The organism is Lysinibacillus sp. IITD104 (assembly GCF_036698265.2).
Lineage (GTDB): Bacteria > Bacillota > Bacilli > Bacillales_A > Planococcaceae > Lysinibacillus > Lysinibacillus boronitolerans.
This window is the reverse complement of record NZ_JBAHYH020000001.1, coordinates 3,077,146-3,100,268: the sequence shown is the minus strand read 5'-3', so window position 1 is coordinate 3,100,268 and position 23,123 is coordinate 3,077,146. Positions and strand designations below refer to the sequence as shown.

Annotated in this window: 25 protein-coding genes; 24 read left to right on the top strand and 1 reads right to left on the bottom strand. The window is 39.6% G+C overall.

Annotated elements, in window-relative coordinates; all coding sequences use genetic code 11:
- Positions 1 to 4: 4 nt before the first annotated feature.
- Complete coding sequence (locus V1L66_RS15855; RefSeq protein ID WP_333005923.1) at positions 5 to 565, top strand: glycerol-3-phosphate acyltransferase; 561 nt, start codon at positions 5 to 7, stop codon at positions 563 to 565.
- A gap of 5 nt (positions 566 to 570) precedes the next feature.
- Complete coding sequence (locus V1L66_RS15850) at positions 571 to 2,136, top strand: aminotransferase class V-fold PLP-dependent enzyme (RefSeq protein ID WP_333005924.1); 1,566 nt, start codon at positions 571 to 573, stop codon at positions 2,134 to 2,136.
- Here the strand turns inward: V1L66_RS15850 and V1L66_RS15845 are convergent.
- Positions 2,116 to 3,084, bottom strand: coding sequence for an asparaginase (locus tag V1L66_RS15845; RefSeq protein ID WP_258860450.1), 969 nt, complete (start codon positions 3,082 to 3,084; stop codon positions 2,116 to 2,118). The genes V1L66_RS15850 and V1L66_RS15845 overlap by 21 nt on opposite strands.
- Positions 3,085 to 3,167: 83 nt before the next feature.
- Here V1L66_RS15845 and prsW point away from each other — a divergent pair, with 83 nt between their 5' ends.
- The 22 genes from prsW (at position 3,168) to V1L66_RS15735 (ending at position 23,091) form a co-directional block, all read left to right on the top strand.
- Positions 3,168 to 3,842: a glutamic-type intramembrane protease PrsW gene (gene prsW, locus V1L66_RS15840; RefSeq protein ID WP_004232588.1), complete on the top strand. Its 675-nt coding sequence runs from the start codon at positions 3,168 to 3,170 to the stop codon at positions 3,840 to 3,842.
- A 98-nt stretch (positions 3,843 to 3,940) separates the two neighbouring features.
- Positions 3,941 to 4,756 carry a spore cortex-lytic enzyme gene (sleB, locus tag V1L66_RS15835; RefSeq protein WP_048389795.1) on the top strand — a complete coding sequence of 272 codons (816 nt, stop codon included), beginning with the start codon at positions 3,941 to 3,943 and terminating at the stop codon, positions 4,754 to 4,756.
- A 15-nt stretch (positions 4,757 to 4,771) separates the two neighbouring features.
- Positions 4,772 to 6,055, top strand: coding sequence for a PepSY1/2 domain-containing protein (locus V1L66_RS15830; protein ID WP_016993344.1), 1,284 nt, complete (start codon positions 4,772 to 4,774; stop codon positions 6,053 to 6,055).
- Positions 6,056 to 6,170: 115 nt separating this feature from the next.
- Entirely contained in the window at positions 6,171 to 6,830 is a 660-nt protein-coding gene (locus tag V1L66_RS15825) for a flagellar brake protein (RefSeq protein WP_036079870.1), read from the top strand.
- Positions 6,831 to 6,923: 93 nt separating this feature from the next.
- The gene (gene cmk / locus V1L66_RS15820; RefSeq protein ID WP_036079867.1) at positions 6,924 to 7,598 is read left to right on the top strand and encodes a (d)CMP kinase; all 675 of its coding nucleotides are present in this window, start codon (positions 6,924 to 6,926) and stop codon (positions 7,596 to 7,598) included.
- Positions 7,599 to 7,700: 102 nt separating this feature from the next.
- Complete coding sequence (gene rpsA, locus V1L66_RS15815; RefSeq protein WP_016993346.1) at positions 7,701 to 8,837, top strand: 30S ribosomal protein S1; 1,137 nt, start codon at positions 7,701 to 7,703, stop codon at positions 8,835 to 8,837.
- Between the two features lie 101 nt (positions 8,838 to 8,938).
- Positions 8,939 to 9,061, top strand: a complete 123-nt coding sequence (locus tag V1L66_RS15810) for a hypothetical protein (RefSeq protein ID WP_258859202.1) — start codon at positions 8,939 to 8,941, stop codon at positions 9,059 to 9,061.
- 161 nt (positions 9,062 to 9,222) lie between these two features.
- Positions 9,223 to 10,533, top strand: coding sequence for a ribosome biogenesis GTPase Der (gene der, locus V1L66_RS15805; RefSeq protein ID WP_112117660.1), 1,311 nt, complete (start codon positions 9,223 to 9,225; stop codon positions 10,531 to 10,533).
- 109 nt (positions 10,534 to 10,642) lie between these two features.
- Positions 10,643 to 11,659 carry an NAD(P)H-dependent glycerol-3-phosphate dehydrogenase gene (locus V1L66_RS15800; protein WP_258859203.1) on the top strand — a complete coding sequence of 339 codons (1,017 nt, stop codon included), beginning with the start codon at positions 10,643 to 10,645 and terminating at the stop codon, positions 11,657 to 11,659.
- Between the two features lie 223 nt (positions 11,660 to 11,882).
- Positions 11,883 to 12,095, top strand: coding sequence for a DUF2768 domain-containing protein (locus tag V1L66_RS15795; protein ID WP_004232605.1), 213 nt, complete (start codon positions 11,883 to 11,885; stop codon positions 12,093 to 12,095).
- Positions 12,096 to 12,117: 22 nt separating this feature from the next.
- A complete protein-coding gene (locus tag V1L66_RS15790; RefSeq protein ID WP_258859204.1) occupies positions 12,118 to 12,900 on the top strand; it encodes a hypothetical protein in 783 nt (260 codons plus the stop codon).
- Positions 12,901 to 12,992: 92 nt separating this feature from the next.
- The gene (gene spoIVA / locus V1L66_RS15785; protein ID WP_048389809.1) at positions 12,993 to 14,471 is read left to right on the top strand and encodes a stage IV sporulation protein A; all 1,479 of its coding nucleotides are present in this window, start codon (positions 12,993 to 12,995) and stop codon (positions 14,469 to 14,471) included.
- Between the two features lie 198 nt (positions 14,472 to 14,669).
- On the top strand, positions 14,670 to 14,942 hold the full coding sequence (locus V1L66_RS15780; protein WP_004232618.1) for an HU family DNA-binding protein: 273 nt from the start codon (positions 14,670 to 14,672) through the stop codon (positions 14,940 to 14,942).
- A gap of 220 nt (positions 14,943 to 15,162) precedes the next feature.
- The gene (gene folE, locus V1L66_RS15775) at positions 15,163 to 15,732 is read left to right on the top strand and encodes a GTP cyclohydrolase I FolE (RefSeq protein WP_205442354.1); all 570 of its coding nucleotides are present in this window, start codon (positions 15,163 to 15,165) and stop codon (positions 15,730 to 15,732) included.
- Positions 15,733 to 15,794: 62 nt separating this feature from the next.
- Positions 15,795 to 16,013: a trp RNA-binding attenuation protein MtrB gene (mtrB, locus tag V1L66_RS15770; protein ID WP_004232621.1), complete on the top strand. Its 219-nt coding sequence runs from the start codon at positions 15,795 to 15,797 to the stop codon at positions 16,011 to 16,013.
- A gap of 263 nt (positions 16,014 to 16,276) precedes the next feature.
- On the top strand, positions 16,277 to 17,044 hold the full coding sequence (locus V1L66_RS15765) for a heptaprenyl diphosphate synthase component 1 (RefSeq protein ID WP_258859205.1): 768 nt from the start codon (positions 16,277 to 16,279) through the stop codon (positions 17,042 to 17,044).
- A gap of 15 nt (positions 17,045 to 17,059) precedes the next feature.
- On the top strand, positions 17,060 to 17,764 hold the full coding sequence (locus V1L66_RS15760) for a demethylmenaquinone methyltransferase (RefSeq protein WP_036079853.1): 705 nt from the start codon (positions 17,060 to 17,062) through the stop codon (positions 17,762 to 17,764).
- Between the two features lie 19 nt (positions 17,765 to 17,783).
- The gene (gene hepT / locus V1L66_RS15755; protein ID WP_016994416.1) at positions 17,784 to 18,758 is read left to right on the top strand and encodes a heptaprenyl diphosphate synthase component II; all 975 of its coding nucleotides are present in this window, start codon (positions 17,784 to 17,786) and stop codon (positions 18,756 to 18,758) included.
- Positions 18,759 to 18,844: 86 nt separating this feature from the next.
- The gene (ndk, locus tag V1L66_RS15750; RefSeq protein ID WP_258859206.1) at positions 18,845 to 19,261 is read left to right on the top strand and encodes a nucleoside-diphosphate kinase; all 417 of its coding nucleotides are present in this window, start codon (positions 18,845 to 18,847) and stop codon (positions 19,259 to 19,261) included.
- 202 nt (positions 19,262 to 19,463) lie between these two features.
- Positions 19,464 to 20,612, top strand: a complete 1,149-nt coding sequence (locus V1L66_RS15745; protein ID WP_258859207.1) for a thiolase family protein — start codon at positions 19,464 to 19,466, stop codon at positions 20,610 to 20,612.
- 15 nt (positions 20,613 to 20,627) lie between these two features.
- Positions 20,628 to 21,395 carry a 3-hydroxyacyl-CoA dehydrogenase gene (locus V1L66_RS15740; RefSeq protein WP_333005927.1) on the top strand — a complete coding sequence of 256 codons (768 nt, stop codon included), beginning with the start codon at positions 20,628 to 20,630 and terminating at the stop codon, positions 21,393 to 21,395.
- A gap of 70 nt (positions 21,396 to 21,465) precedes the next feature.
- Positions 21,466 to 23,091, top strand: coding sequence for a long-chain fatty acid--CoA ligase (locus V1L66_RS15735; protein ID WP_048389825.1), 1,626 nt, complete (start codon positions 21,466 to 21,468; stop codon positions 23,089 to 23,091).
- Positions 23,092 to 23,123 lie beyond the last annotated feature (32 nt).

Genomic DNA, 23,123 nt, shown 5'->3' with positions numbered 1-23,123 from the left:
CTCAATGATTGGCTTGTATTGGCTCTTGAGTTATTTAATAGGAAACATCTTGACGGCTTATTTCGTTGGTAAGATATACGGTGTCAATTTGCAGGAAGAGCGTAGTAAAAATTTAGGCGCGCGTAATGCGGGAAGTGTGATTGGGAAAACAGCGTTTATTTTGACTCTTCTTGGCGATACATTAAAAGGTGTACTTGTTGTCGGATTAGGACGCATGTGGCAATTGGATGAATGGGTCCTTATTGGCGGAGCTGCATGGGTGATAATAGGGCATCTATTTCCGATTTGGCTGAAATGGAATGGAGGGAAAGGTGTAGCTACTTTTATTGGTGTGGGTCTCGCCTTATCGCCAAGTCTTTTTTTATGGATGATTATTGGTACAGCACTTATATCTGCATTTACTAGAAGTCTGACACTTGGCATGGTTGGGGGCTTTGTTTTTTATATAGCCGCAATTATTCAAGCAGGGAAATTAGAGCCATATGGATTTTTAATCATGGCAATCGTGTGTATGCTTATTAAGCATATGTCTAATATTCAGGAATCATTGAAAAGAGGGAAGTGAAGGAAATGTATTGGTGTAAAATTGCCAAGACAAATGAAGAATTTGAGGCGATTGCTCGATTGAATTATGAAACATTTGTAGAAGAAATTCCTCAGCATGAGGTAAATGCATCGCGAAAAAAAGTAGATCGATTTCATCAGGAGAATACCTATGTCGTTGTTTATAAGCAAACAGAATTAATTGGCATGGTGGCGTTTAGAGATCAACGACCATTTTCTATTGATGAAAAGATTGGTAAGGTCGAGCAGTATTTATCGAAGGAAAATTGTGAGAAGCTTTGTGAAATTCGTTTGCTTTCCGTGAAGAAAGGTTATCGAACGGGTCGAGTTCTATTGAAGCTTACTCAGGCCTTAACTACATTTGCCTACGAAAAAGGCTATTCTGCGGCAGTGATTTCAGGTACAACGAGAGAGGAAAAACTATATAAGCAGATGGGTTTTCAGCAGTTTGCACCAGCTGTCGGGGAAGAGGGTGCGATGTTTTTACCGATGGTGCTCACTAGACATGAATTTGAACAATCATTACAACATAGACTAACGACGGAACCCTCTACATTTTATCCTGGGCCGGTGAAGCAATTAGAGACAATTGCTCATTCAGATTTATCGCATCGTTCATTACCTTTTTATGCGCTTTATGAACGAGTGCAGAAGAGGTTGCTGCATTTATCGAAGTCCAATCATGTTGGTGTAATCGTAGGAACGGGAACGCTAGCAAATGAAGTGATGCTTGCGCAACTAAAGGCACAGCAATTAGGAAAAGGGCTTATTCTCACAAATGGAGAATTCGGCGAGCGTTTACAGAAGCAAGCTGCTCGTTGGTCATTACATTATGATGTGGTAGAAAAAGAATGGGGAACGGTATTTGATGACAAAGAACTGGCTTCACAGCTTGAGACGGGTTCTTATCAGTGGATGTTGGCAGTACATGGTGAGACCTCCACGGGAACTTGTAATAACTTAGATATTCTTAAAAAGCTTGCTAAACAATACAATGTAAAGTTATGTATAGATTGTATTAGTTCGTTCGGTGCCATGCCGTTTTCTTTACAGGATTGCTATTTAGCTACAGCTGTGAGTGGTAAGGCCATTGGTGCGTTAAGTGGGCTAGCATTTGTATTTTCGCAATCACTTGCACCCTCATCTGCCGATCTACCCGCTTATCTTGATTTAGCAAATTATCAGCAAGGTGCCATACCATTTACATTACCTGCTGTATTACTGAGCAATGTGGAGACTGCATTGCAAGCCTATCCAGCACGTTATGGGCAGCTACAGCAACGCTTTCAATCACTGCTGCAGCTACCAATCATGCAATTTCAATATCCAACTACTCAATATCAGATGCTGATAACGGTTCAATTGCCTAATAATTATGCCAACCTACTTATTGATTTAGCATTAAACGGGCTATTCGTTCATGGTGAAAGCCAGTATTTACGCCAAAAGAATTTCATTCAATTTTCTGTGATACAACCAGATTTTGATGAAGCTTTTGCTCGACTTAGCGAGATACTGGGCTATTATGAACAGGTGATCGAGACTTTAACGTTACAGGAAAAAGTCCTTTAAATTTAAAGGCGAGCCAGTTGTGTTAAGGCCTATTAATAATTTTAAGCGTGCCTTTTGACCATTAATACCTGTGGCGAATATGGCGCCTAAGTCTTCTAGCATTTTACCGCCACCCATATAGCCATAAACACCTTCTGCGATTCCATTAAAGCAGCGGGAAACAAGTACAACTGGGATGTCTCGCTGTATAAGGCTTTCAATTCCCTTTACAACAGATGGCGGGACATTCCCTTGACCTAGTCCTTCTAGCACAACACCATCATATTTACATGCAAGCACGACATCCAATAAATCTTCTTCCATTCCAGCATATACTTTTAGCATGGCGACACGCTTGGATAAATTGTTAACATCTACATATTGTCGACGAATTGGTGCGTGATGGAATAAGATTCGGGATTTTGTAATAAGCCCAATCGGTCCATATTGCGGAGATTGGAAAGTATTTACTGAACTTGTGCTTGTTTTTGTTGTATTAACAGCAAGATGAACCTCATCATTCATCACAACAAGCACACCTTTATCACGTGCTTCTTCATCAACAGCTACTCGGACTGCCTCTACTAAATTATAAATCCCATCTGCTCCAAGTTCGTTAGATGAACGCATTGCTCCTGTTAGCACAATCGGAATGGCTAAGTTCGTAGTTAGCTCTAAGAAATAGGCGGTTTCTTCCAACGTATCCGTACCGTGTGTGATGACCACACCGTCAATTGGCTGTGCGTCAATTTGTTCCAAAATCAAGTTACGCAATAAAAGCATCTCTTTCGGTGTAATATGTGGAGAAGGAAGGTTAAAAGCTTCTATTTCGATAATGCTTGCTAGTGAAGCTAGTTTATTACTTTCCTTCATTAGAGGATTTTCCTTATTTGGCATGACCGCTCCTTCAGCACTCATCGCCATGGAGATTGTGCCGCCAGTATGAATTAATAAAATTGTTTTTTTCATAAAAAATAAATCTCCTTTTAAAAAATTTTTTTGTCATTACATGGTATAATAATAGCAGTCTATTGTTGAAAGGAGCCGGCATCATGATCATTTTATTATCTGCTGCCATTGCTCCCGGTCTAGCGCTTTTTAGTTATTTCTATTTGCGCAATCAGATGGCTACGGAGCCAAGAAGAACTTTACTACAAACGTTTTTATACGGCGCATTTTTAACGTTCCCAATCATGTTTTTACAGTATGTATTAACAGAGGAAGGGGTTTTTCGATATCTTTATCTTCAAGACGTACTATTTTCAAGTGTCATTGAAGAGTTTTTTAAATGGTTTGTGCTATTAATTGCCATCTATAATCATATAGAATTTGATGACCCTTACGATGGGATCTTGTATGGGGCAAGCATTTCACTTGGGTTTGCTACGATTGAAAATGTTCTTTATTTACTTTCATTTGGCTTGGACACGGCATTTATGCGAGCCTTATTACCCGTATCAAGTCATGCTTTGTTTGGTGTCGTAATGGGCTATTATTATGGACGGGCTAAGTTTTCGAAACTTGTTAAGACAAAAGAGATGATTGCTATGGCGCTTTGTGCACCAGTCGTACTTCACATTCTATACAATACAATATTATCATTCAAAGGTCACTGGGTTTATTTAATGATTCCTTTTATGTTGTTTTTATGGTGGTTTGGCTTGCGCAAAGTGAAGCTTGCACATTATCATCTGGTGCAGCATCTTCACATGCAAAAGAAAATATAAAGCGTAGAAATCGTCAAAGATTTCTACGCTTTATTTCATTTTTATCATGTATAAATTACTCCTTTTGTTTCAAGCTATAAAAAAAAGGAGTGATAAAAGTGCGTTTAGTAAGCATACTTTTTGCTTTGATATTAGGAATTAGTATAATTGCGATTCCTCAAAATGATGCAAATGCATTTAGCGATCAGCAAATTACTCGGGGTGCCTATGGAGATGATGTCGTTGAATTGCAAGCAAGGCTACAATACTTAGGTTTTTATAAGAGTAAAATTGATGGCAAATTTGGCTACAACACATACTGGGCTTTACGTAATTTCCAAGAAAATTATGGGTTACCAGTAGACGGAATTGCAGGCGCTAAGACAAAGAAAGCGTTAACGGGCAATTCAGATTATGACGAAAAATGGGTGAAAGCTCAATTAAATGCAGGAAATCAATTTACTTATTATGGTGGGCAGCCACTTGATCAGCAAGTGAAAAAGAATACTAGTGGTGGCAGTAGCAATAGTAGTGGAAGTAGTAATAATAATGGAACACAGACACAAGTTCCTCCCAAATATACTGAGCGTGATTTACAGCTAATGGCGAATGCAGTATATGGAGAGGCAAGGGGAGAACCTTATGAAGGACAAGTAGCAGTTGCTGCAGTTATTTTGAATCGTTTGGAAAGCCCAGATTTCCCAAATACGATTTCAGGTATCATTTTCCAACCGTTAGCATTTACGGCCGTTGCAGATGGACAAATTTGGCTTGAGCCAAATGAACGAGCAAAAGAGGCAGTTATTGATGCAATGAACGGCTGGGACCCTTCTGAAAATGCATTGTATTATTTCAATCCAAAAACAGCAACGAGCAAATGGATTTGGTCACGTCCACAAATCAAACAAATTGGAGAGCATATTTTCTGTTCATAGAAAGGAGGAAAATAGATGAAAACTTGGCTCGTGGTCTTAACGATTGCCGTTATTGGGTTAGGGGCATACAGCATTGATTTACATGGAGATAAAGAAGATTTACAACGTACCGTGCTAGCACAATATACAGATAAGTTGACGGATGCATCTGAGAAGCTTTCCCATCTTCAACGCTCAGTATCACAATCCCTGTTGTTTCAAGACGAGCAGGCGATTCACAATGAACTAGACTCGGTTTGGCGTTTAAGCTCAGAAGTTCGTTCTTCTATTGCGAATATTCCAATTGGACAAGAACTATCAAGTGAATGGATGAACTATCTAGGGCGACTAGGCGATGAAGCAAAAAGGACAGCAAAAACAGGTGATTATGAGGCTTGGCGTAAAAAAATGCCCCAGGTTTCAACGAATTTACAATCCCTTTCCGATGAATGGACTGCTGCAACCGTCGATTTTTATAAGCATGATGGGAAAATGGATGTTTGGCTACAGCAAGTAGATAATAAAAATCCAAATACCCAATTTGATACTGTAAAAGATACATTAAAAGGCTACGGTGAAAAGGATTTCCCATTAACTTTATCTGAATCTGATTGGCAGAAAAAAATTGAGTTAAAGGCTTTACAGGATGCGGTTATTACCGAAAAAGAAGCACTAGAAAAAGTGAAATACTTATTCCCAGTCATTAAAGATGCTACATTTACAGTTACAAAAAGTAGTGATACAGCCCCATATCCTTTTTATCATATCCAATTCCACCAAGGGATTCGATTAGGCTATGTTGATTTAACAGAAAAGGGCGGACATTTATTATCCTATTTAGTAGAACGTCCTGTTGATGAAGCCAAGTTATCACAAGAGGAAGTCTTGAAAAAAGCGCAGGAATATGTGAAGAGATTAGGCATGAAAGATGTAGCCTATGTGGAATCACGTGAAAATCATCAGGCTTGGCATGTGACATTTGCTCGTGTCCATCCTGGAGATAATGCGTTAATCTATGCCGATGGTGTTCAATTGAAAGTAGCGAAAGATACAGGTGAGCTGTTGGGTGCAAATGCAATGGAGTATATTCAAGAAGAGAATATTAAAAAGCAAACAGCTAAGCCAATTGATTGGAAAACATTCTTCCAAGACGACATTCAAGTACAAGAGGTAAAAAATATCTACACAGATAATGGGCAGTTTGAGCAACGTCTTTGCTATGAGGTTATTGCATTGCGAGATGGTAATACGCAGGAAACATTTAGAATTGTCATTGATGCGGAAAACCATAATGTATTAAAAGTGGAATATTTAACTTAATCAAGGATACCTCCGCTTTGTATCAATTGGACATGAAAATACTACCAATTTTTATAGCCAAAATCAGCTTCTCATGAGATAATTAAACTATATTTTTCGCAACGGGGAGATGCTCATGGAAATAAAAATTGGTACACAATTACAACTCGAACCAACTTATACAGAGCGTTTGGAGAAATTCCGCTGTAAAGTTGTAGAGCAAAAAGATAATATTCTCTATATTGATTATCCGGTTAATATGGCAACAAAGAAAACGGCATTTTTAATAGATGGCTCAGAATTTAGAGCAACTTTTCGCACTGAGGATAAGCAATCCTTTGCCTTTAATACAGAGGTAGTTGGCCGTAAAGCAGGTAATATACCAATGATTATGTTGCATTGTCCAACACCAGAAGAGTTTATAAAAATTCAACGACGAGAATACGTTCGTGTGGAGACACCAGTAGATGTGGCTATTCAGTTGAAAGATTATAAATATCAGCTCGTGACTGTGGATATTAGTGCAGGAGGCCTCGCAGTCTTGTTGAAAGGTCAGGTAGCTTTCAATGAGGGTGATGAAGTAAAATTAACGATTGTATTGCCATTTGCCAATGGAGATGTTAAATATGTCATTACAGAAGCGCTGATCGTCCGTATTTTTGAAAAAGAGGATAAGCGCATTGCGACAATCCAATTAACAGATACAGATGATGTCGATCAACAGCATATTGTCCGTTTTTGCTTTGAACGTCAATTAGTTAATCGACGGAAAGAAATGAATCCTTTTCATGTTTAATGTCTTACGAATATTTTGATGATGCCCTCTCCTAGTAGAGGGCTTTTTTGAGGTTATATGATACAATAAGAGGTGCAGAAAGTAGGGAAGAATATGAAGAAAAACATTCAAATTGCGATAGACGGGCCAGCTGGTGCAGGCAAAAGTACAATCGCGAAAATTGTTGCTGAAGCACTTGGATTTACTTACATTGACACAGGTGCAATGTATCGAGCAGTTACGTATAAAGCGATGCAACAAAACATACATTTAGATGATGAAGCAAAATTAGCAGAGATGCTTGAAGTAAGCACAATTGAATTAAAACCATCCCCACAAGGACAGCTTGTCTATTTAGATGGTCACAACGTCTCAGCGGAAATACGCTCTAATGAGGTCACTTCATCAGTCTCACAAGTAGCCGCCCATGCGAAGGTTCGTGAGCTATTAGTTGCCCAACAGCAAAAGCTTGCAGCTAATGGTGGTGTTGTCATGGATGGCCGCGATATTGCTACACATGTCTTGAAGGATGCAGAGCTAAAGATTTTCATGTCTGCAACTGTAGAGGAGCGTGCTAGACGACGCTTGATTGATAATCAAAAAAGAGGAATTGACTCCTCTCTTGAAAAACTTCAGGAAGAAATTGCATTACGTGATAAAAAGGATAGTGAGCGTGAAGCATCGCCACTGATTCAAGCTGAAGATGCTATATTTTTAGATACAACAGCATTGTCCATTGATGATGCAGCACAAGCTATTTTAAAATTAGCAGAAGAAAAAATGCTATAAATCCTAAAATTTCAGACATTTTTTGAATTTAAAGGATTTATTTTTGTCTTTGTCTTCAATATCGAATAAAATAGTAAGGGAAGATGCGAAGGAGGGTTACATATGTCTGAAGAAATGAACTATGCAGAACAAACGTTTAACGAGGGTGATATCGTCAAAGGCATTGCCGCGCAGGTTGATGAAAAGGCAGTATCTGTATCAATTCCAGGTGCTCCATTTGATGGTATTGTACCGATTAGTGAATTATCAAGCTTACACATTGAGAAAGCGTCTGATGTCATCTCAGTTGGAGATGAATTAGAGTTGATGATTACAAAGGTAGAAGAAGAAAACTTTGTCCTATCAAAACGTAAAGTGGATGCTTTAAAAGCATGGGATACACTGGAGCAGCAATTTGCCGCTGAGGAAATTTTTGAAGCGGAAGTTAAGGATATTGTTAAAGGTGGTCTTGTCGTAGATTTAGGTGTACGTGGCTTTGTACCAGCATCGCTTGTGGAGGACTATTTTGTCGATGATTTTGAAGGCTATAAGGGACAAACATTAAGCTTTAAAATTGTTGAGCTTGATAAAGACAAGAATCGCCTTATTTTATCTCATCGTGCAGTAGTTGAAGCAGAGAAAGCTTCACAAAAGAAAAATGTTATTAATCAAATAAAAGCTGGCGATGTATTGGATGGTAAAGTACAGCGTCTCGCGTCATTTGGTGCATTCATCGACCTAGGTGGTATTGATGGCCTTGTACACATCTCACAGGTATCACATGAGCATGTGAGTGATGTGAGTGAGGTTTTAGCTGAAGGACAAGATGTAAAAGTAAAAGTTCTGTCAGTGGACCCAGAAAATGAACGTATTTCTTTATCTATTAAAGAAACTATTCCTGGACCATGGTCAAATATTGAAGAACGTGCAGCAAAAGGCACTATTTTAGACGGCAGAGTAAAGCGACTTACTTCATTCGGCGCATTTGTGGAAGTATTCCCAGGCGTTGAAGGTTTAGTGCATATATCGCAAATTGCGCATAAGCACATTAACACGCCACATGAAGCATTAAAAGAGGGACAAGAAGTACAGGTGAAGGTCCTTGATGTCAATGCTGAAGAAGGCCGTCTAGCCCTAAGTATTAAAGAACTACTAGAAAATCCAGAAGCAGAAGAAGTGATCGACTATGAATTACCTGAAGAGAACACAGGCTTCTCATTCGGTGATGTCATTGGCGATAAACTGAAAAACTTTAAATAATGTATAAAGCGAGGATGCATGAATGTATCCTCGCTATTTTTATGGCTGATAGGATTTTGAAAGTGAAGGATAGCGATTGAGGAGAGGATAAAGTCTTTGAAATGACGGTTAAAACTTTAAAAGTAGCGGATAAGATTTCAGAAATGAAGGATAAAACTTTAAAAGTAGTGGATAGAATCTTTAAAGTGACGGATAAGAATCCTAAAGTAGAGGATAGTAATTAAAAAGGCGATAAAACCTTTAGAACACCTGATAGCACGCTCAAAAAAAGAGGTAACACCTTTTATCGCCATACATAGCGTTCTACATTATGGATATGATATGATATAATGGCATTTTTCGTGTATAATAGCGAAAGACAAGAAGTTGGAAGGATGAAGTACAGATGACGAAACCAGTAGTAGCCATCGTAGGTCGTCCGAACGTAGGTAAGTCGACGATTTTTAATCGTATCGTTGGAGAACGTGTTTCGATTGTGGAGGATATCCCAGGCGTAACACGTGACCGTATTTATAGTTCGGCAGAGTGGTTAACACACGATTTTAATATTATTGATACAGGTGGCATTGAAATTGGAGACGAGCCGTTTTTAGAACAAATTCGTCAACAAGCTGAAATCGCTATTGATGAAGCAGACGTTATTATTTTCATGACAAATGGTCGTGAAGGGGTAACGGCAGCAGATGAGCAAGTTGCTAAAATTCTATACAAAACAAAAAAACCAGTCGTATTAGCGGTCAATAAAATTGATAATCCTGATATGCGTGAAATGATTTATGATTTTTATGCACTTGGCTTCGGTGAACCTTGGCCTATTTCAGGTTCCCACGGTTTAGGTTTAGGGGATTTATTGGACGAATGTGCGAAACATTTCCCGAAAGAAGATGAAGAACAATACGGTGATGATGTCATTAAATTCTCTTTAATTGGTCGCCCGAATGTTGGGAAATCCTCTTTAGTGAATGCTTTCCTAGGGCAGGAACGTGTTATTGTAAGTAATATTGCTGGGACAACACGTGATGCAATTGATACGCCTTATGCGTATGATGGACAGGAATATGTCATTATTGATACGGCGGGTATGCGTAAAAAAGGAAAGATCTATGAAACAACAGAGAAATATTCTGTGTTACGTGCGCTCCGTGCCATTGAACGCTCAGATGTTGTTTTAGTGGTACTGAATGCAGAAGAAGGCATTCAGGAGCAAGATAAGAAAATTGCTGGCTATGCGCACGAGGCTGGAAAAGCTGTAATCATCGTTGTGAATAAATGGGATGCCATTGAAAAAGATGAAAAAACAATGAATGTCTTTACACAGCAAATTCGTGAGCACTTCCTATTTTTAGACTATGCACCAATTATTTTTGTGTCGGCGAATACAAAACAGCGTGTGCATCAAATTTTACCGATTATCCAACGTGTCAGCGAGAATCATGCGATGCGTATTCAGTCCTCTATTTTAAATGAAGTGATTGAGGACTCAGTGGCACGTAATCCTGCACCGACAGATAAAGGGCGTCGTTTACGTATTTACTATGCTACGCAGGTAGCAATTAAGCCACCAACATTCGTTGTTTTTGTGAATGAACCTGAGCTTATGCATTTCTCATACGAACGCTTCTTAGAAAATCGCATTCGCGAAACATTTGACTTTGAAGGAACGCCAATTCGTTTAATTACACGTGCGCGTGCTTAAGGCAATAGCTATACACATACAATACGCCAACCCGACATTATTGTTGGGTGGCGTCTTTTTACAAGAAAGAACTTACTTATAGACAACCCAACAAAGGGAGGATTTTGTTATGGAAAAAGTTTGTGTGTTAGGGGCAGGGTCATGGGGTACTGCACTGGCAATGGTACTAGCGGAAAATGGACATGATACGCTTGTATGGACACATAGAGCTGAGCAGGCAGAAGAAATCAATCAACTGCATACGAATAAAAAATATTTACCAGAAACCATTTTACCTGTAAATTTACATGCGACGAGTGATATGGCGAAGGTAGCTTCTCATGCAGAGACCATTGTTGTGGCTGTTCCAACAAAAGCGATTCGTGAAGTATGCGAGAAACTAACGGCTGAATTAACAAAAAAAGTGTTGTTTGTCCATGTTTCGAAAGGAATTGAGCCTGACTCTTTAAAACGAATATCTGAAATTTTAGCAGAGAGCTTACCTGCTATGTATGTGGAAGAAATTGTTGTTCTTTCTGGGCCAAGTCATGCAGAAGAAGTGGTGTTGCATCATCCTACAACAGTTACGGCAGCGTGTGCCAATATTGATGCTGCTGAAAAGGTACAGGATTTATTTATGAATCAGTTCTTCCGCGTCTATACAAATGAGGATATCATTGGTGTAGAAATAGGGGGAGCGTTGAAAAACGTCATTGCTTTAGCGGCAGGTATTACTGATGGCTTAAATTATGGAGACAATGCGAAAGCGGCACTTATTACGCGAGGTCTTGCAGAGATTTCACGGTTAGGTGTAAAAATGGGTGGTAATCCATTTACGTTCTCAGGGCTTACAGGTATGGGGGATTTAATTGTAACCTGTACAAGTGTCCACTCACGAAACTGGCGTGCAGGAAATATGTTAGGGCAAGGTATGAAGCTACAAGAAGTACTGGATCAAATGGGCATGGTCGTAGAAGGTGTCCGTACCACGAAGGCAGCCTATCAATTAGCAGAAAAATATGATGTAGCCATGCCGATTTCAACAGAGCTCTATAGTGTGCTATTTAATGATGTTGAACCGAAAGTGGCAGTAGATGCCTTAATGATGCGTATGAAAAAACGAGAAATAGACGATATGAAGCATTAATATTAATTTTTTGATTAGACTTGTCATAAAACGGACATAAATAAGGTGTCTCAACGAATCTGTTGAGACGCCTTATTGTGTGCAACTAGTTGAATAGAAATACATGCTAAAAGAGTTGTCCATTTCTTGATAGTTATGGGACAACTATTTCTTTTTAGCAAAAGCACATAGTATAATATACTTTGATTGTGTCTTGACATTCAAAGAAAGGTGGTTATTTGAAATGGGCCCGTTAGCTCATATGCCTGCACTTGATGTAATGTGGGTGTCGTTTTATTGCATCGCATTTATGATTATATCAGTCGGCTTAATTTATTTAGCTCGAAATAAGATTTCAAATGTATTTTTACGAACAGTCGTAAATTTATGTGCATACATACTGTTTGGACTTGGCACATTTTTAATGGTACTTGTAGTTGCCACTTGGCCAGCATAAAAAATAATGAGGTGTCAGTAACATGAAAAAACTAAGTGCTTTGCTGTTGGTATTTGCAACCGCCATATTGCTAGTAGGATGTGCGTACCCAGAAGACGAAAAGAGGGCTAAGGTCACGCCTGATGTCGATCAACTAGCGGCAGTTCAACGTGCCGTAGATGAATACCGTGAAGCAACAGGTGGGCTAGTACCAATTAAAAATAGTGAGCTAGATACGGATATCTATATCAAATATTTAATCGATTTTGAAAAACTTATGCCGAAGTATTTGACGACAATTCCAGGGAATGCCTATGAAAAAGGTGGAATATATCAATATATCATTTGGGATCCTGAAAATGAGGCATCAGTCAAATTAGTAGATTTAAACGCGGCAGAGCGTATACGTGAAATAGGTATTCGTAAACTATCTACACAGTATTTACCAATAAAAGGATCAATTTCGGATAATGTTTATCAGATCAACTATAAAGATTTGGGTTATAAAACAGAGGTAACTGTAAAAAGTCCCTATTCTGGCGTCGAGTTACCGCTTTTCATGACTGGTGATGGTGAATTACATGTAGACTATGCTGTGGATTTAGGCCAGCTTTTAAAAGAGGATCAGCCGAATGTAAAGCCTGGTGATGATCTTCGCCAATTGCTTGTCGACAAATATCCTGTAGTACCTGCCTATTCGATTCCATATACAGTGGACGAGAATGGAGAGCCGATCTATGATATGGAAACGTATAATGCGGATGTCAAAAAAGCGAAAGAACGACAAAAACAAGAGGCAGAAGCCGCCGAGAAAAAAGAAAAATAGCAAACAAGCTCCTTACATTTGTGAGGGGCTTTTTCATATTTGTCTACAGGCTCGCATATAGTGAAAAAGCGTAGATAAAGGAGGCAGAAACCTTGAGTGAAGCAGTATTTAGAGAAATTGCAGAGCGCACAAATGGCGATGTTTATATTGGTGTTGTCGGTCCAGTACGTGTAGGTAAATCAACATTTGTAAAAAAGGTAATGGAATCAGTCGTGTTACCAAACATTGTGGATGAAACGGAAAGAATGCGAGCACAAGATGAGTTGCCACAAAGTTCTCCGGGGCCAGTCATTATGACTGCTGAGCCGAAGTTTGTGCCTGCCCAAGCAACCCGTATTGTGGTCGGTGAAGATGAAATGCCATTCCAAATTCGATTAGCAGATTGTGTTGGTTATATTATTGATGGCACAAAAGGCTATGAGGACGAAAATGGACCAAAATTTGTTCATACGCCTTGGCATACGGAGCCTATTCCATTTCAGGAAGCCGCTAAAATTGGCACAGATAAGGTGATTCGCGATCATGCGAATATTGGTATTGTCGTGACGACTGATGGTACAGTGAACGGAATCAGTCGCCGGGCAGCAGAAAAGGCGGAAGAGGAAATTGTAGAGCAATTAAAAGACATCGGCAAACCATTTGTCATCCTACTCAATTGCCAAATGCCCGCAAGAGAAGAAACAGTTCAGCTTCGTAATGAATTGTTTGAACGTTACAATGTTCCTGTTATTGCGATGTCCATTGATCAAATGAGAGAAACGGATATTCAATATATTTTACAAGAGGCGTTATTTGAATTCCCAATTCGTACAATTGAGGTGGAGAAACCAGACTGGCTGGATGTATTAGATGCCACACATCCATTAAATGTTGCATTGATTGATTCAATGGAGGAAGTCCTTTCCTCTGTAATGAAAATTCGAGATGTGCAACAGGCATCGGATGCCTTTAAAGCCATTGACTTTATTGACCAAAGTGAAGTAGTTCATGTAGATGCAGGTGTTGGAACGGCAGTGATTCGGGTATCCCTCCAGGGTGAACTGTATAAATCAGTTTGTAATGAATGGCTAGAGGAACCAATTGAAACGAAAAAAGATTGGTTACTCTTTATCAAAGAGGCAGCAGAGGCAAAAGAGGCCCAAAAACGCTTTAAAAGTGCTATTCACGATGCTGATACGACAGGCTATGGTGTGACATTGCCAATGATGCAGGAATTTGAGCCAACAGCCCCAGAGCTCATTAAACAGAATAATTTCTTTGGCGTACGAATGAAGGCGAAAGCACCATCCTATCATATTATTCGAGTTGACATGGAGTCAGAATTTGCACCGTTAATTGGCTCAGAGTTCCATAGTCAGCAACTTCTAAAAGATTTAAATCATGCTTATTTACATGATCGTGATGCCCTTTGGAATACACAACTTTTTGGCACACCATTGCATGAAGTATTAAAAGAAGGAATTCGTTATAAAATGGATGCAGTTCCATCTACTGCCAAAAAACGTATGCGTCAGACGATTGAACGTATGGTCAACGAAGGGGATCGTGGTTTAGTAACATTTATTTTATAGTGATAAAATTCAGAAAAAATGCAAAAAATATACGCAGGGCTTTTCGTTTTTATGCGAAAAGTCCTTTTATTTTTGTTTTTTGGGTGAAAAACTGATTTTTTGGTTATAATCATGTATGAATACAGTTGCGTAGCGGTTTTCTATGTGTTACTCTTTTTACAGAATTGGTTCATGACCCTTTGAGAGGAGGTGAATGGTGTGAATAAAACAGAATTAGTAAACTCTGTTGCTGAAGCTGCAGGTCTTTCTAAAAAAGACGCTTCTAAAGCAGTTGAAGCTGTATTTGATACAATTCAAGATGCTCTTGCAAAGGGTGACAAAGTACAATTAATTGGTTTTGGTAACTTTGAAGTACGTGAACGTGCGGCTCGTAAAGGTCGTAACCCACAAACTGGTAAAGAAATCGAAATCGCTGCTAGCAAGGTGCCTGCTTTCAAACCAGGTAAAGCGCTTAAAGACGCGGTAAAATAATACACGTCTAGTAGTTACATAGAGCAGCCTTCATGTTAACGAACATGAAGGCTGCTCTTTTTAACTTCAAATTTAAATTTTACATAATAATATACAGTGATTTGCTAATCTAGAAGCGAATTTCTGATGAATCAGGTAAGTCATTTTGCGCTTACCTTTTGGATGTGCTACGATGCATAGGGAAATGTGTAATGTTTTGATACGCAGGAGGGTTTTTTGAATGTCGAATATTGATTTATTGAAAATAGAAGAAGCGGTAAAAATGATTTTAGAAGCAGTAGGTGAAGATGTAAATCGTGAAGGTTTATTGGATACGCCGAAGCGTGTAGCAAAAATGTATGCTGAAATGTTCAGCGGCTTACATGAGGATGCTAAGGATTATTTTAAAACGGTGTTTCATGAGGATCATGAAGAATTAGTGCTTGTCAAAGATATTCCATTTTATTCGATGTGTGAGCATCATCTAGTTCCTTTCTATGGCAAAGCACATGTTGCATACATACCAAATGACGGTGTTGTTGCTGGGCTGAGTAAATTAGGACGTGCAGTGGAGACGATTGCCCGCAGACCACAACTACAAGAGCGTATTACCTCTTCAGTAGCGGACACGATTATGGAGATGCTTGCGCCAAAGGGTGTTTATGTTGTGATCGAGGCTGAGCATATGTGTATGACAATGCGTGGATTGAAAAAACCTGGTTCCAAAACGGTGACCTCTGTTGCACGCGGTATTTATGAGGAAGATGAAGTGAAACGTAGAGAAGTGCTGTCATTTATTCAAATGTCTTAAATTGCGTGTCTAATTATGTTATGATGAACTAAGAATTTGTCGGATTTAAGGAGTGTACAAAGATGTCACAAGATTATATTGTTATACAAGCAGAAGAAGATGGTGTACATGTCATTGGATTAACACGTGGAACAGATACGAAATTCCATCATTCAGAGAAATTAGATGCCGGCGAAGTAATGATTGCACAATTTACAGAACACACGTCTGCCATGAAAATACGCGGTAAAGCGCAAATTCATACAGCACATGGCGTGATCAATAGCGAAGCGAAAAAATAAGAAAATTTGTTTCTGACGATAGTTTTAATTTTGTTTAGCGTACAACAAGCACATATAAAAACACTAGATGTGAAAAACTGAGTATAAGGTTTATGGGCAGTTAGCATTCCTACATTTAATTATGGGAAAGCTTTACTGCCTGTCCTATGAAGAAAGCAAATTTTTTTTATTCCGCATCGTTGCGTATGCTATAATGACTCAGTAAGCAAGCGTTCAGCCTTGTATAGGGCTAACGTATCTGAAAGTGAAATGGAGTAAGGTCTATGAATGCAACATACATTCAAAATTCAATTGCACAGTTAAAAACAGAGATTTTCATGGATGTTCGTCATAGAACTTTGCAAAAATACACAGGTGTACCTGTGCTAGATGAAAATCAATTGTTTTATTTGTTAATCCCGTTTTTGAATGGTGAAGAGTGGCAACAAGAGCAACAAGAGGCTGCAATTACTGTTGGCATAGTGTACGCAGCATTAGCGGCTCACGATCATATAAAAGAATTAGACGCAACATCAAAAGAACAGCAGCTTACCGTTTTAGCTGGGGATTTTTATAGTGGTCGTTATTATGAAATATTAGCGATGTCAGGGAATGTCGCATTGATTCGAAACCTGTCACAAGGTATTGTGGTACGTTGTGAACAACAAATTAAAGTTTATGAAAATGAACAACGAACAATCGAACAGTGGTATGCATCGATGAGTACGATAGAATCTGGGTTAATTGCTCAATTTTTTGATCTTTATTCTTTCGGTAAATATATACCGCTTGTAGAAAAAAGCTTATTAATCTTGCGTTTAGAAAAAGAATGGACAGCTTATCAACGTGGTCAAATGTCTTTAATGGGTAAGGCACTAGAAGAAAGTGTCAGACGTAATGGCGCAACCTTTAATAGCGTCATCCAAAGGAAAATTGTGCATTTAAAAACAGAGCTATCACAGATTATTAATCAGGCAACCTTTTTACAAAGTGATATCAAACAAGCTTTACATGCACATGTAGAGGCATCCATTGCTTCTACTAACAGATAAGAGAGGTTTTTCAAAATGGCTAAAACGAAAGAAGAACACGTTCACGAAGTATTTGAAAGTATTTCGGAAAACTACGATAAAATGAATGGTGTAATTAGTTTCCAGATGCATGTTGGCTGGCGTAACGATACGATGAAGCACATGGCAGTCAAACCTGGATCAAAAGCACTTGATGTATGCTGTGGCACGGCAGACTGGACGATCGCATTGGCAGAGGCTGTTGGTGAAAGTGGAGAAGTAAAAGGGCTTGACTTTAGTCAAAACATGCTAAAAGTTGGCGAGAAAAAGGTAGAGCCATACCCACAAATTGAACTAATTCATGGAAATGCGATGGAATTACCTTTCCCAGATGATACGTTTGATTATGTGACGATTGGCTTCGGTCTTCGTAATGTACCTGATTATTTACAAGTATTGAAGGAAATGCATCGTGTTGTTAAACCAGGTGGTATGGTTGTATGTTTAGAAACATCTCAATCTGAAATTCCTGGTTATCGTCAACTGTTCCGTTTTTATTTTAAATATATAATGCCGATATTTGGTAAAATATTTGCGAAAAGCTATAAGGAGTATTCTTGGCTTCAGGAATCTGCGAATGATTTCCCAGGTATGAAGAAGTTAGCGGCATTGTTTCAGCAGGCAGGATTAGAAAAAGTAACGTACAAAGCATACAGTGGCGGGGCTGCGGCAATGCATATGGGCTTTAAAAAGGTACGTTAATGGGGGAAGGTTTTCACACGTGGAAAAGATGAAGTTAAAACTACTCTATTCCGATTTGAAATCAGATATCGATATCATTGAACGAGAGTTAGAAAAAGCGGTGGACTCGTCTTCATATTTGATCAACGATGCTTCTCTCCATTTATTACAAGCTGGTGGCAAACGGATACGACCAATTTTTGTGTTACTAGGCGCAAAATTTGGTGATTATGACATTGAGAAGATGAAGGATGTAGCAGTACCTTTAGAACTCATTCATATGGCATCGCTTGTACATGATGATGTCATTGACGACTCCAATATGCGAAGAGGGCGCCCGACTGTCAAATCACAGTGGAATAACAGGGTAGCGATGTACACAGGCGATTTTATTTTCGCACGTGCGCTAGAATATATAACAAAGTTAGAAGACCCACTTGTTCATCAAATTTTAGCCCGTACGATGGTGGAGATTTGTAATGGTGAAGTCATTCAAATAGAAGATAAATTTAGATTAGATCAAGGTTTAAAAGATTATTTTAGAAGAATCAAACGCAAAACAGCATTACTTATTTCTTCAAGCTGTGAGCTAGGGGCTGTGGCAGCTGGGGTTGATGCTAAAACAGTTCGGCATTTAAAGCGCTTCGGCTACTTTGTGGGCATGAGCTTCCAAATTATCGATGATGTTTTAGATATTATGGCAACCGATAAAGAACTAGGGAAGCCAGCAGGTAGTGATTTACTGCAGGGCAATATTACTTTACCGATTTTATTATTGAAAGATGATCCGGAGATGCAACCTTACTTAGTTAAAGTTTTTGCAGGCACGTTAACAGAATCCGAACGTCAAAATATGTTGCAATATGTGCGTAAATCTCATGCAATTGAGCAAGCTAATCGTATGAGTGATAAATATTTGAAAAAAGCCTTACAGGAAATTGATGCTTTACCAAAACATCCCGTTAAGAAAAAATTACGTGATGTTGCATTGTTCATGGGTAAGCGCAAATTCTAGCTTTTTGTTGTACAAAGGCTCATTTTTTGTTAATATTTATCGGTAGGTGTAAAACCTGTTAGACGAATTTAAGGAGTGTTTTAAACATGGCAATTGAACAAACTTTTTTAATGGTTAAGCCTGACGGCGTTGAACGTCAAGTAGTAGGAGACATCGTTGATCGTTTTGAACGTCGCGGTTTTGTAATGAAAGGTGCTAAATTAATGGTAATTCCTAAAGAATTAGCTGAAAAGCACTATGCTGAGCATGCTGAGCGTCCATTCTTCGGTGAATTAGTTGATTTCATCACTTCTGGTCCTGTATTCGCTATGGTATGGGAAGGCGAGAACGTAATCAAGCTTGCTCGTACAATGATGGGTGCAACAAAACCTGAAGAATCTAACCCAGGTACAATCCGTGGTGACTACGCAACAACTGTTTCTCACAACATCATCCATGGTTCTGACTCTCTTGCTTCTGCAGAGCGCGAAATCGGCTTATTCTTCGGTGAAGAGTTAGTTTAATTTCGAATAGATCAAGCAATCTCAATTTATGAGATTGCTTTTTTTATTGCGCAAAAAGGGGAGGAATCACTCCAATATAGAATTGTTAAAAACTTCTTACTCATGTACAATAAATAATGTAATATTCTGATAATTAAGTTAGGAATAGTTTAGTAGACTCGTCAATAAACTATGAGGATGACGTGAAAAAGGGGTTATGGACATGAGAGAAGTGGTGATTGTAGCAGCTGTGAGAACTGCTGTAGGTAGAAGTAAGGGCGCGTTAAGTCAAGTTCGAGCAGATGATTTAGCAGCGGATGTATTACAGGAGGTTGTAAAGCGTGCAGGCATTGGTAAGGAACAAGTAGACGATGTTATTTTGGGATGTGTGACGCAAACAGCTGAACAAGGGGCAAATATTGCGCGTACCTCTTTATTAATGGCTGGTTTTCCAGATAGTGTGCCAGGAGTAACCATCGATCGTCAGTGTGGTTCAAGCCAACAAGCCGTGCATTTCGCGGCACAGGCCATTTTAGCGGGAGATATGGACATTGTCATTGCTGGTGGCGTAGAAAGTATGTCAAGAGTACAAATGGGCTCAAACATGCAACACGCACATGCTGGTAAACGCTTACAGGAAAATTATGATATTATTCATCAAGGATTATCAGCAGAGAAAATTGCTTCCCAATGGTCTTTATCGAAAGATCAGCTAAATAGCTATGCTTATCAAAGCCATCAACGGGCAATTTCCGCGATTGAAGCGGGTCATTTCCAAGCTGAAATACTACCTATTCAAGTTCCACAAGAGGATGGCACAGTGACAACATTTGCCGTTGATGAGGGTCCTCGAGCAGAAACTACCGTTGACATCTTAAATGGATTAAAAACCGTTTTTCAGGAGAATGGTGTGATTACTGCGGGCAATGCGAGCCAAATGAGTGATGGGGCCTCAGCTGTAGTCGTGATGGCATTGGATAAAGCAAGAGAACTGGGCATTCAACCACTCGCTAAAATTGTAACAAGAGTGGTCGTGGGCTCTGATCCGACATTAATGCTGACAGGGCCAATCGAGGCTACTAGAAAAGCATTAGAACGGTCAGGTCTCAATATAGAGGATATTGACACATATGAGGTAAATGAGGCCTTTGCACCTGTGCCGCTCGTATGGCTGCATGAAATAGGAGGAGACCCAGAAAAGCTCAATCCTGATGGTGGTGCAATTGCACTGGGACATCCATTAGGGGCAACTGGTACGAAATTGTTAACGACTATGCTATATCGCATGGAGCGAGAGAATTATCGTTACGGCTTGTTGGCTATTTGTGAGGGAATGGGAATGGCCAATGCCACAATCATTGAAAAAATGTAAAAGGGGATATGTCTGATGAAAGAACATGAAGTGGTGGCAGTCATAACAGGGGGTGCCTCTGGGTTAGGAGAGGCAACCGTTCGGAAATTGGTAGGGCAGGGTGGCAAAGCGATTATTTTTGATCTGAATGATGAGCGTGGACAAGCTCTAGTGGAAGAATTAGGTCAAAATGTCCTTTATGCACGAGTAGACGTCACAAAGGAAGAGGAGGTGGCGACTGGCCTTGAGCAGGCTATTGCAGCTTTTGGCAAGATCAATGTTGCAGTGAACTGTGCTGGCATTGCAGATGCGAGTAAAGTTATTTCGAAGCGTGGTATACACGCCCTTGCGTTATTTGAAAAAGTGATTGCTGTTAATTTAGTTGGCACGTTTAATGTCATCCGTCTAGTGGCAGAAAAAATGCAACATAATGAGCCAAATGAGGATGGACAGCGTGGCGTCATTATTAATACCGCGTCTGTGGCTGCATTTGATGGGCAAATCGGACAAGCTGCTTATAGCGCGTCAAAAGGTGGCGTAGCAGCCATGACGTTGCCAATTGCAAGAGAGCTTGCGGAAATCGGTGTCCGAGTGATGACCATAGCGCCAGGATTAATTGAAACACCAATGTTTGCTTCGTTACCTGAGCCTGCACGAACAGCTCTTGCTCAAATGACACCATTCCCTAAACGACTTGGTAAACCTTCGGAATATGCTCTTTTGGTTGAAAGTATTATCCACAATGGCTTGTTAAATGGAGAGGTCATTCGACTAGATGGTGCCATTCGCATGCAACCGAGGTAACGGCAAAATCTAGTTCAAATAGTTTTTGTTTTGATTGTTTCTAAAATCGTAGATGAAGGGAAGCGGTATCATGCATATGATGGATACACCTTTATTATTAACAAGTTTTTTGAATCGTGCAGAACGATTTTTTCACTCAAAGAAAATCTATTCTCGAACAAGTGCCACTACTATTCACGAATTTACGTATAAAGAATATGTCAAACGGACTCGCCGATTAGCCGATGCTTTGACGAAACTAGGGATGGATCGAGGAATGAAGGTGGGCACATTTGCTTGGAATCACCATCGCCATTTGGAAGCTTATTTTGCTGTACCATGTGCAGGAGCAGTATTGCATATGATTAATATTCGATTATCCCCTGAGCATATTGCCTATGTCATCAATCATGCCGAGGATGAAATATTATTAATAGATGATAATCTGGTGCCACTAATTGCACCTATCGTCTCTCAGCTGAAAACGGTAAAGCATTATATTATTATGGGTGATGCTGTTGCAGTAGAAACTTTACCGATTCCAAATGCTCTTTCCTATGAATCGCTACTTGCGGAGGCAGATGAACATTTCACATTCCCAGAAGATTTAGATGAAAATACACCTGCAGGCATGTGCTATACCAGTGCAACGACGGGCATGCCAAAGGGAGTAGTCTATACACATCGCAGTATTGTACTTCATAGTTTAACAGCTGGTCTCGCTGACAGTATTGCAATTTGTGAGTCGGATGTGGTGTTACCTGTTGTGCCAATGTTCCATGCGAATGCATGGGGATTACCATTTGCCAGTGTAGCATTTGGTTCTACACAGGTCTTACCGGGACCTATGTTTACACCACAGCTATTGCTAGAATTATTTGATGTATATAAAGTTACATTGACAGCAGGTGTACCGACCATATGGCTGGGCGTTCTACAGGAGCAGCGTCAAAATCCTCGTGACCTATCGTCTATGCGATTAATTGTTTGTGGAGGTTCTGCTTCACCAATTGGTCTTGTCCGAGGCTTTGAGCAAGAACTTAATATCCCGTACATGACAGGTTACGGTATGACGGAAACCTCACCTCTTGTAAGCCTATCCACGTATTTAACACATATGCAGGACTATACGGCTGATGAAAAAATGAATGTTCGGATTACACAAGGTATGACGATGCCACTTATTGATACAAGGATTGTCAATGAAAATGGTGAAGTGCCTTGGGATGGCAAAACGATGGGAGAGCTTACGATTAGAGGACCATGGATTGCTAATGAGTATTATCAGGATGAACGAACGGAAGAGGCCTTTAAAGACGGCTGGCTCTATACAGGCGATATTGCTGTGATGACAACAGATGGCTATATAAAAATTACCGACCGTACAAAGGATTTAATTAAGAGTGGTGGCGAATGGATTTCTTCAGTAGAGCTTGAAAATGCATTAATGTCCCATCCAAAGGTCTTTGAGGCAGCTGTTATTGCCATTCCACATGAAAAGTGGTTGGAGCGACCATTAGCTTGTGTCGTAGCAAAGCCAGAGTTTAAGGGTTCGATTACAAAAGAAGAGTTATTAGAGAGTCTACAGCACCAATTCCATAAATCATGGGTTCCTGATGATATTGTCTTCATTGACGAGGTACCAAAAACGTCTGTAGGTAAATTCTTGAAGGCTAAATTACGAGAAGATTTAAAAGAGTATCGCATACAAGTCTAACGATAATGGATAGAATGAGGGTGGTGAAAAAC

Bases quoted from the DNA above. Each gene is read 5' to 3' on its own strand.
- V1L66_RS15855 (WP_333005923.1), top strand. From the start codon at position 5: ATGATTGGCTTGTATTGGCTCTTGAGTTATTTAATAGGAAACATCTTG.
- V1L66_RS15850 (WP_333005924.1), top strand. From the start codon at position 571: ATGTATTGGTGTAAAATTGCCAAGACAAATGAAGAATTTGAGGCGATT.
- V1L66_RS15845 (WP_258860450.1), bottom strand. From the start codon at position 3,084: ATGAAAAAAACAATTTTATTAATTCATACTGGCGGCACAATCTCCATG.
- prsW (WP_004232588.1), top strand. From the start codon at position 3,168: ATGATCATTTTATTATCTGCTGCCATTGCTCCCGGTCTAGCGCTTTTT.
- V1L66_RS15830 (WP_016993344.1), top strand. From the start codon at position 4,772: ATGAAAACTTGGCTCGTGGTCTTAACGATTGCCGTTATTGGGTTAGGG.
- V1L66_RS15825 (WP_036079870.1), top strand. From the start codon at position 6,171: ATGGAAATAAAAATTGGTACACAATTACAACTCGAACCAACTTATACA.
- cmk (WP_036079867.1), top strand. From the start codon at position 6,924: ATGAAGAAAAACATTCAAATTGCGATAGACGGGCCAGCTGGTGCAGGC.
- rpsA (WP_016993346.1), top strand. From the start codon at position 7,701: ATGTCTGAAGAAATGAACTATGCAGAACAAACGTTTAACGAGGGTGAT.
- V1L66_RS15810 (WP_258859202.1), top strand. From the start codon at position 8,939: ATGACGGTTAAAACTTTAAAAGTAGCGGATAAGATTTCAGAAATGAAG.
- der (WP_112117660.1), top strand. From the start codon at position 9,223: ATGACGAAACCAGTAGTAGCCATCGTAGGTCGTCCGAACGTAGGTAAG.
- V1L66_RS15800 (WP_258859203.1), top strand. From the start codon at position 10,643: ATGGAAAAAGTTTGTGTGTTAGGGGCAGGGTCATGGGGTACTGCACTG.
- V1L66_RS15795 (WP_004232605.1), top strand. From the start codon at position 11,883: ATGGGCCCGTTAGCTCATATGCCTGCACTTGATGTAATGTGGGTGTCG.
- V1L66_RS15790 (WP_258859204.1), top strand. From the start codon at position 12,118: ATGAAAAAACTAAGTGCTTTGCTGTTGGTATTTGCAACCGCCATATTG.
- folE (WP_205442354.1), top strand. From the start codon at position 15,163: ATGTCGAATATTGATTTATTGAAAATAGAAGAAGCGGTAAAAATGATT.
- mtrB (WP_004232621.1), top strand. From the start codon at position 15,795: ATGTCACAAGATTATATTGTTATACAAGCAGAAGAAGATGGTGTACAT.
- V1L66_RS15765 (WP_258859205.1), top strand. From the start codon at position 16,277: ATGAATGCAACATACATTCAAAATTCAATTGCACAGTTAAAAACAGAG.
- V1L66_RS15760 (WP_036079853.1), top strand. From the start codon at position 17,060: ATGGCTAAAACGAAAGAAGAACACGTTCACGAAGTATTTGAAAGTATT.
- ndk (WP_258859206.1), top strand. From the start codon at position 18,845: ATGGCAATTGAACAAACTTTTTTAATGGTTAAGCCTGACGGCGTTGAA.
- V1L66_RS15745 (WP_258859207.1), top strand. From the start codon at position 19,464: ATGAGAGAAGTGGTGATTGTAGCAGCTGTGAGAACTGCTGTAGGTAGA.
- V1L66_RS15740 (WP_333005927.1), top strand. From the start codon at position 20,628: ATGAAAGAACATGAAGTGGTGGCAGTCATAACAGGGGGTGCCTCTGGG.
- V1L66_RS15735 (WP_048389825.1), top strand. From the start codon at position 21,466: ATGCATATGATGGATACACCTTTATTATTAACAAGTTTTTTGAATCGT.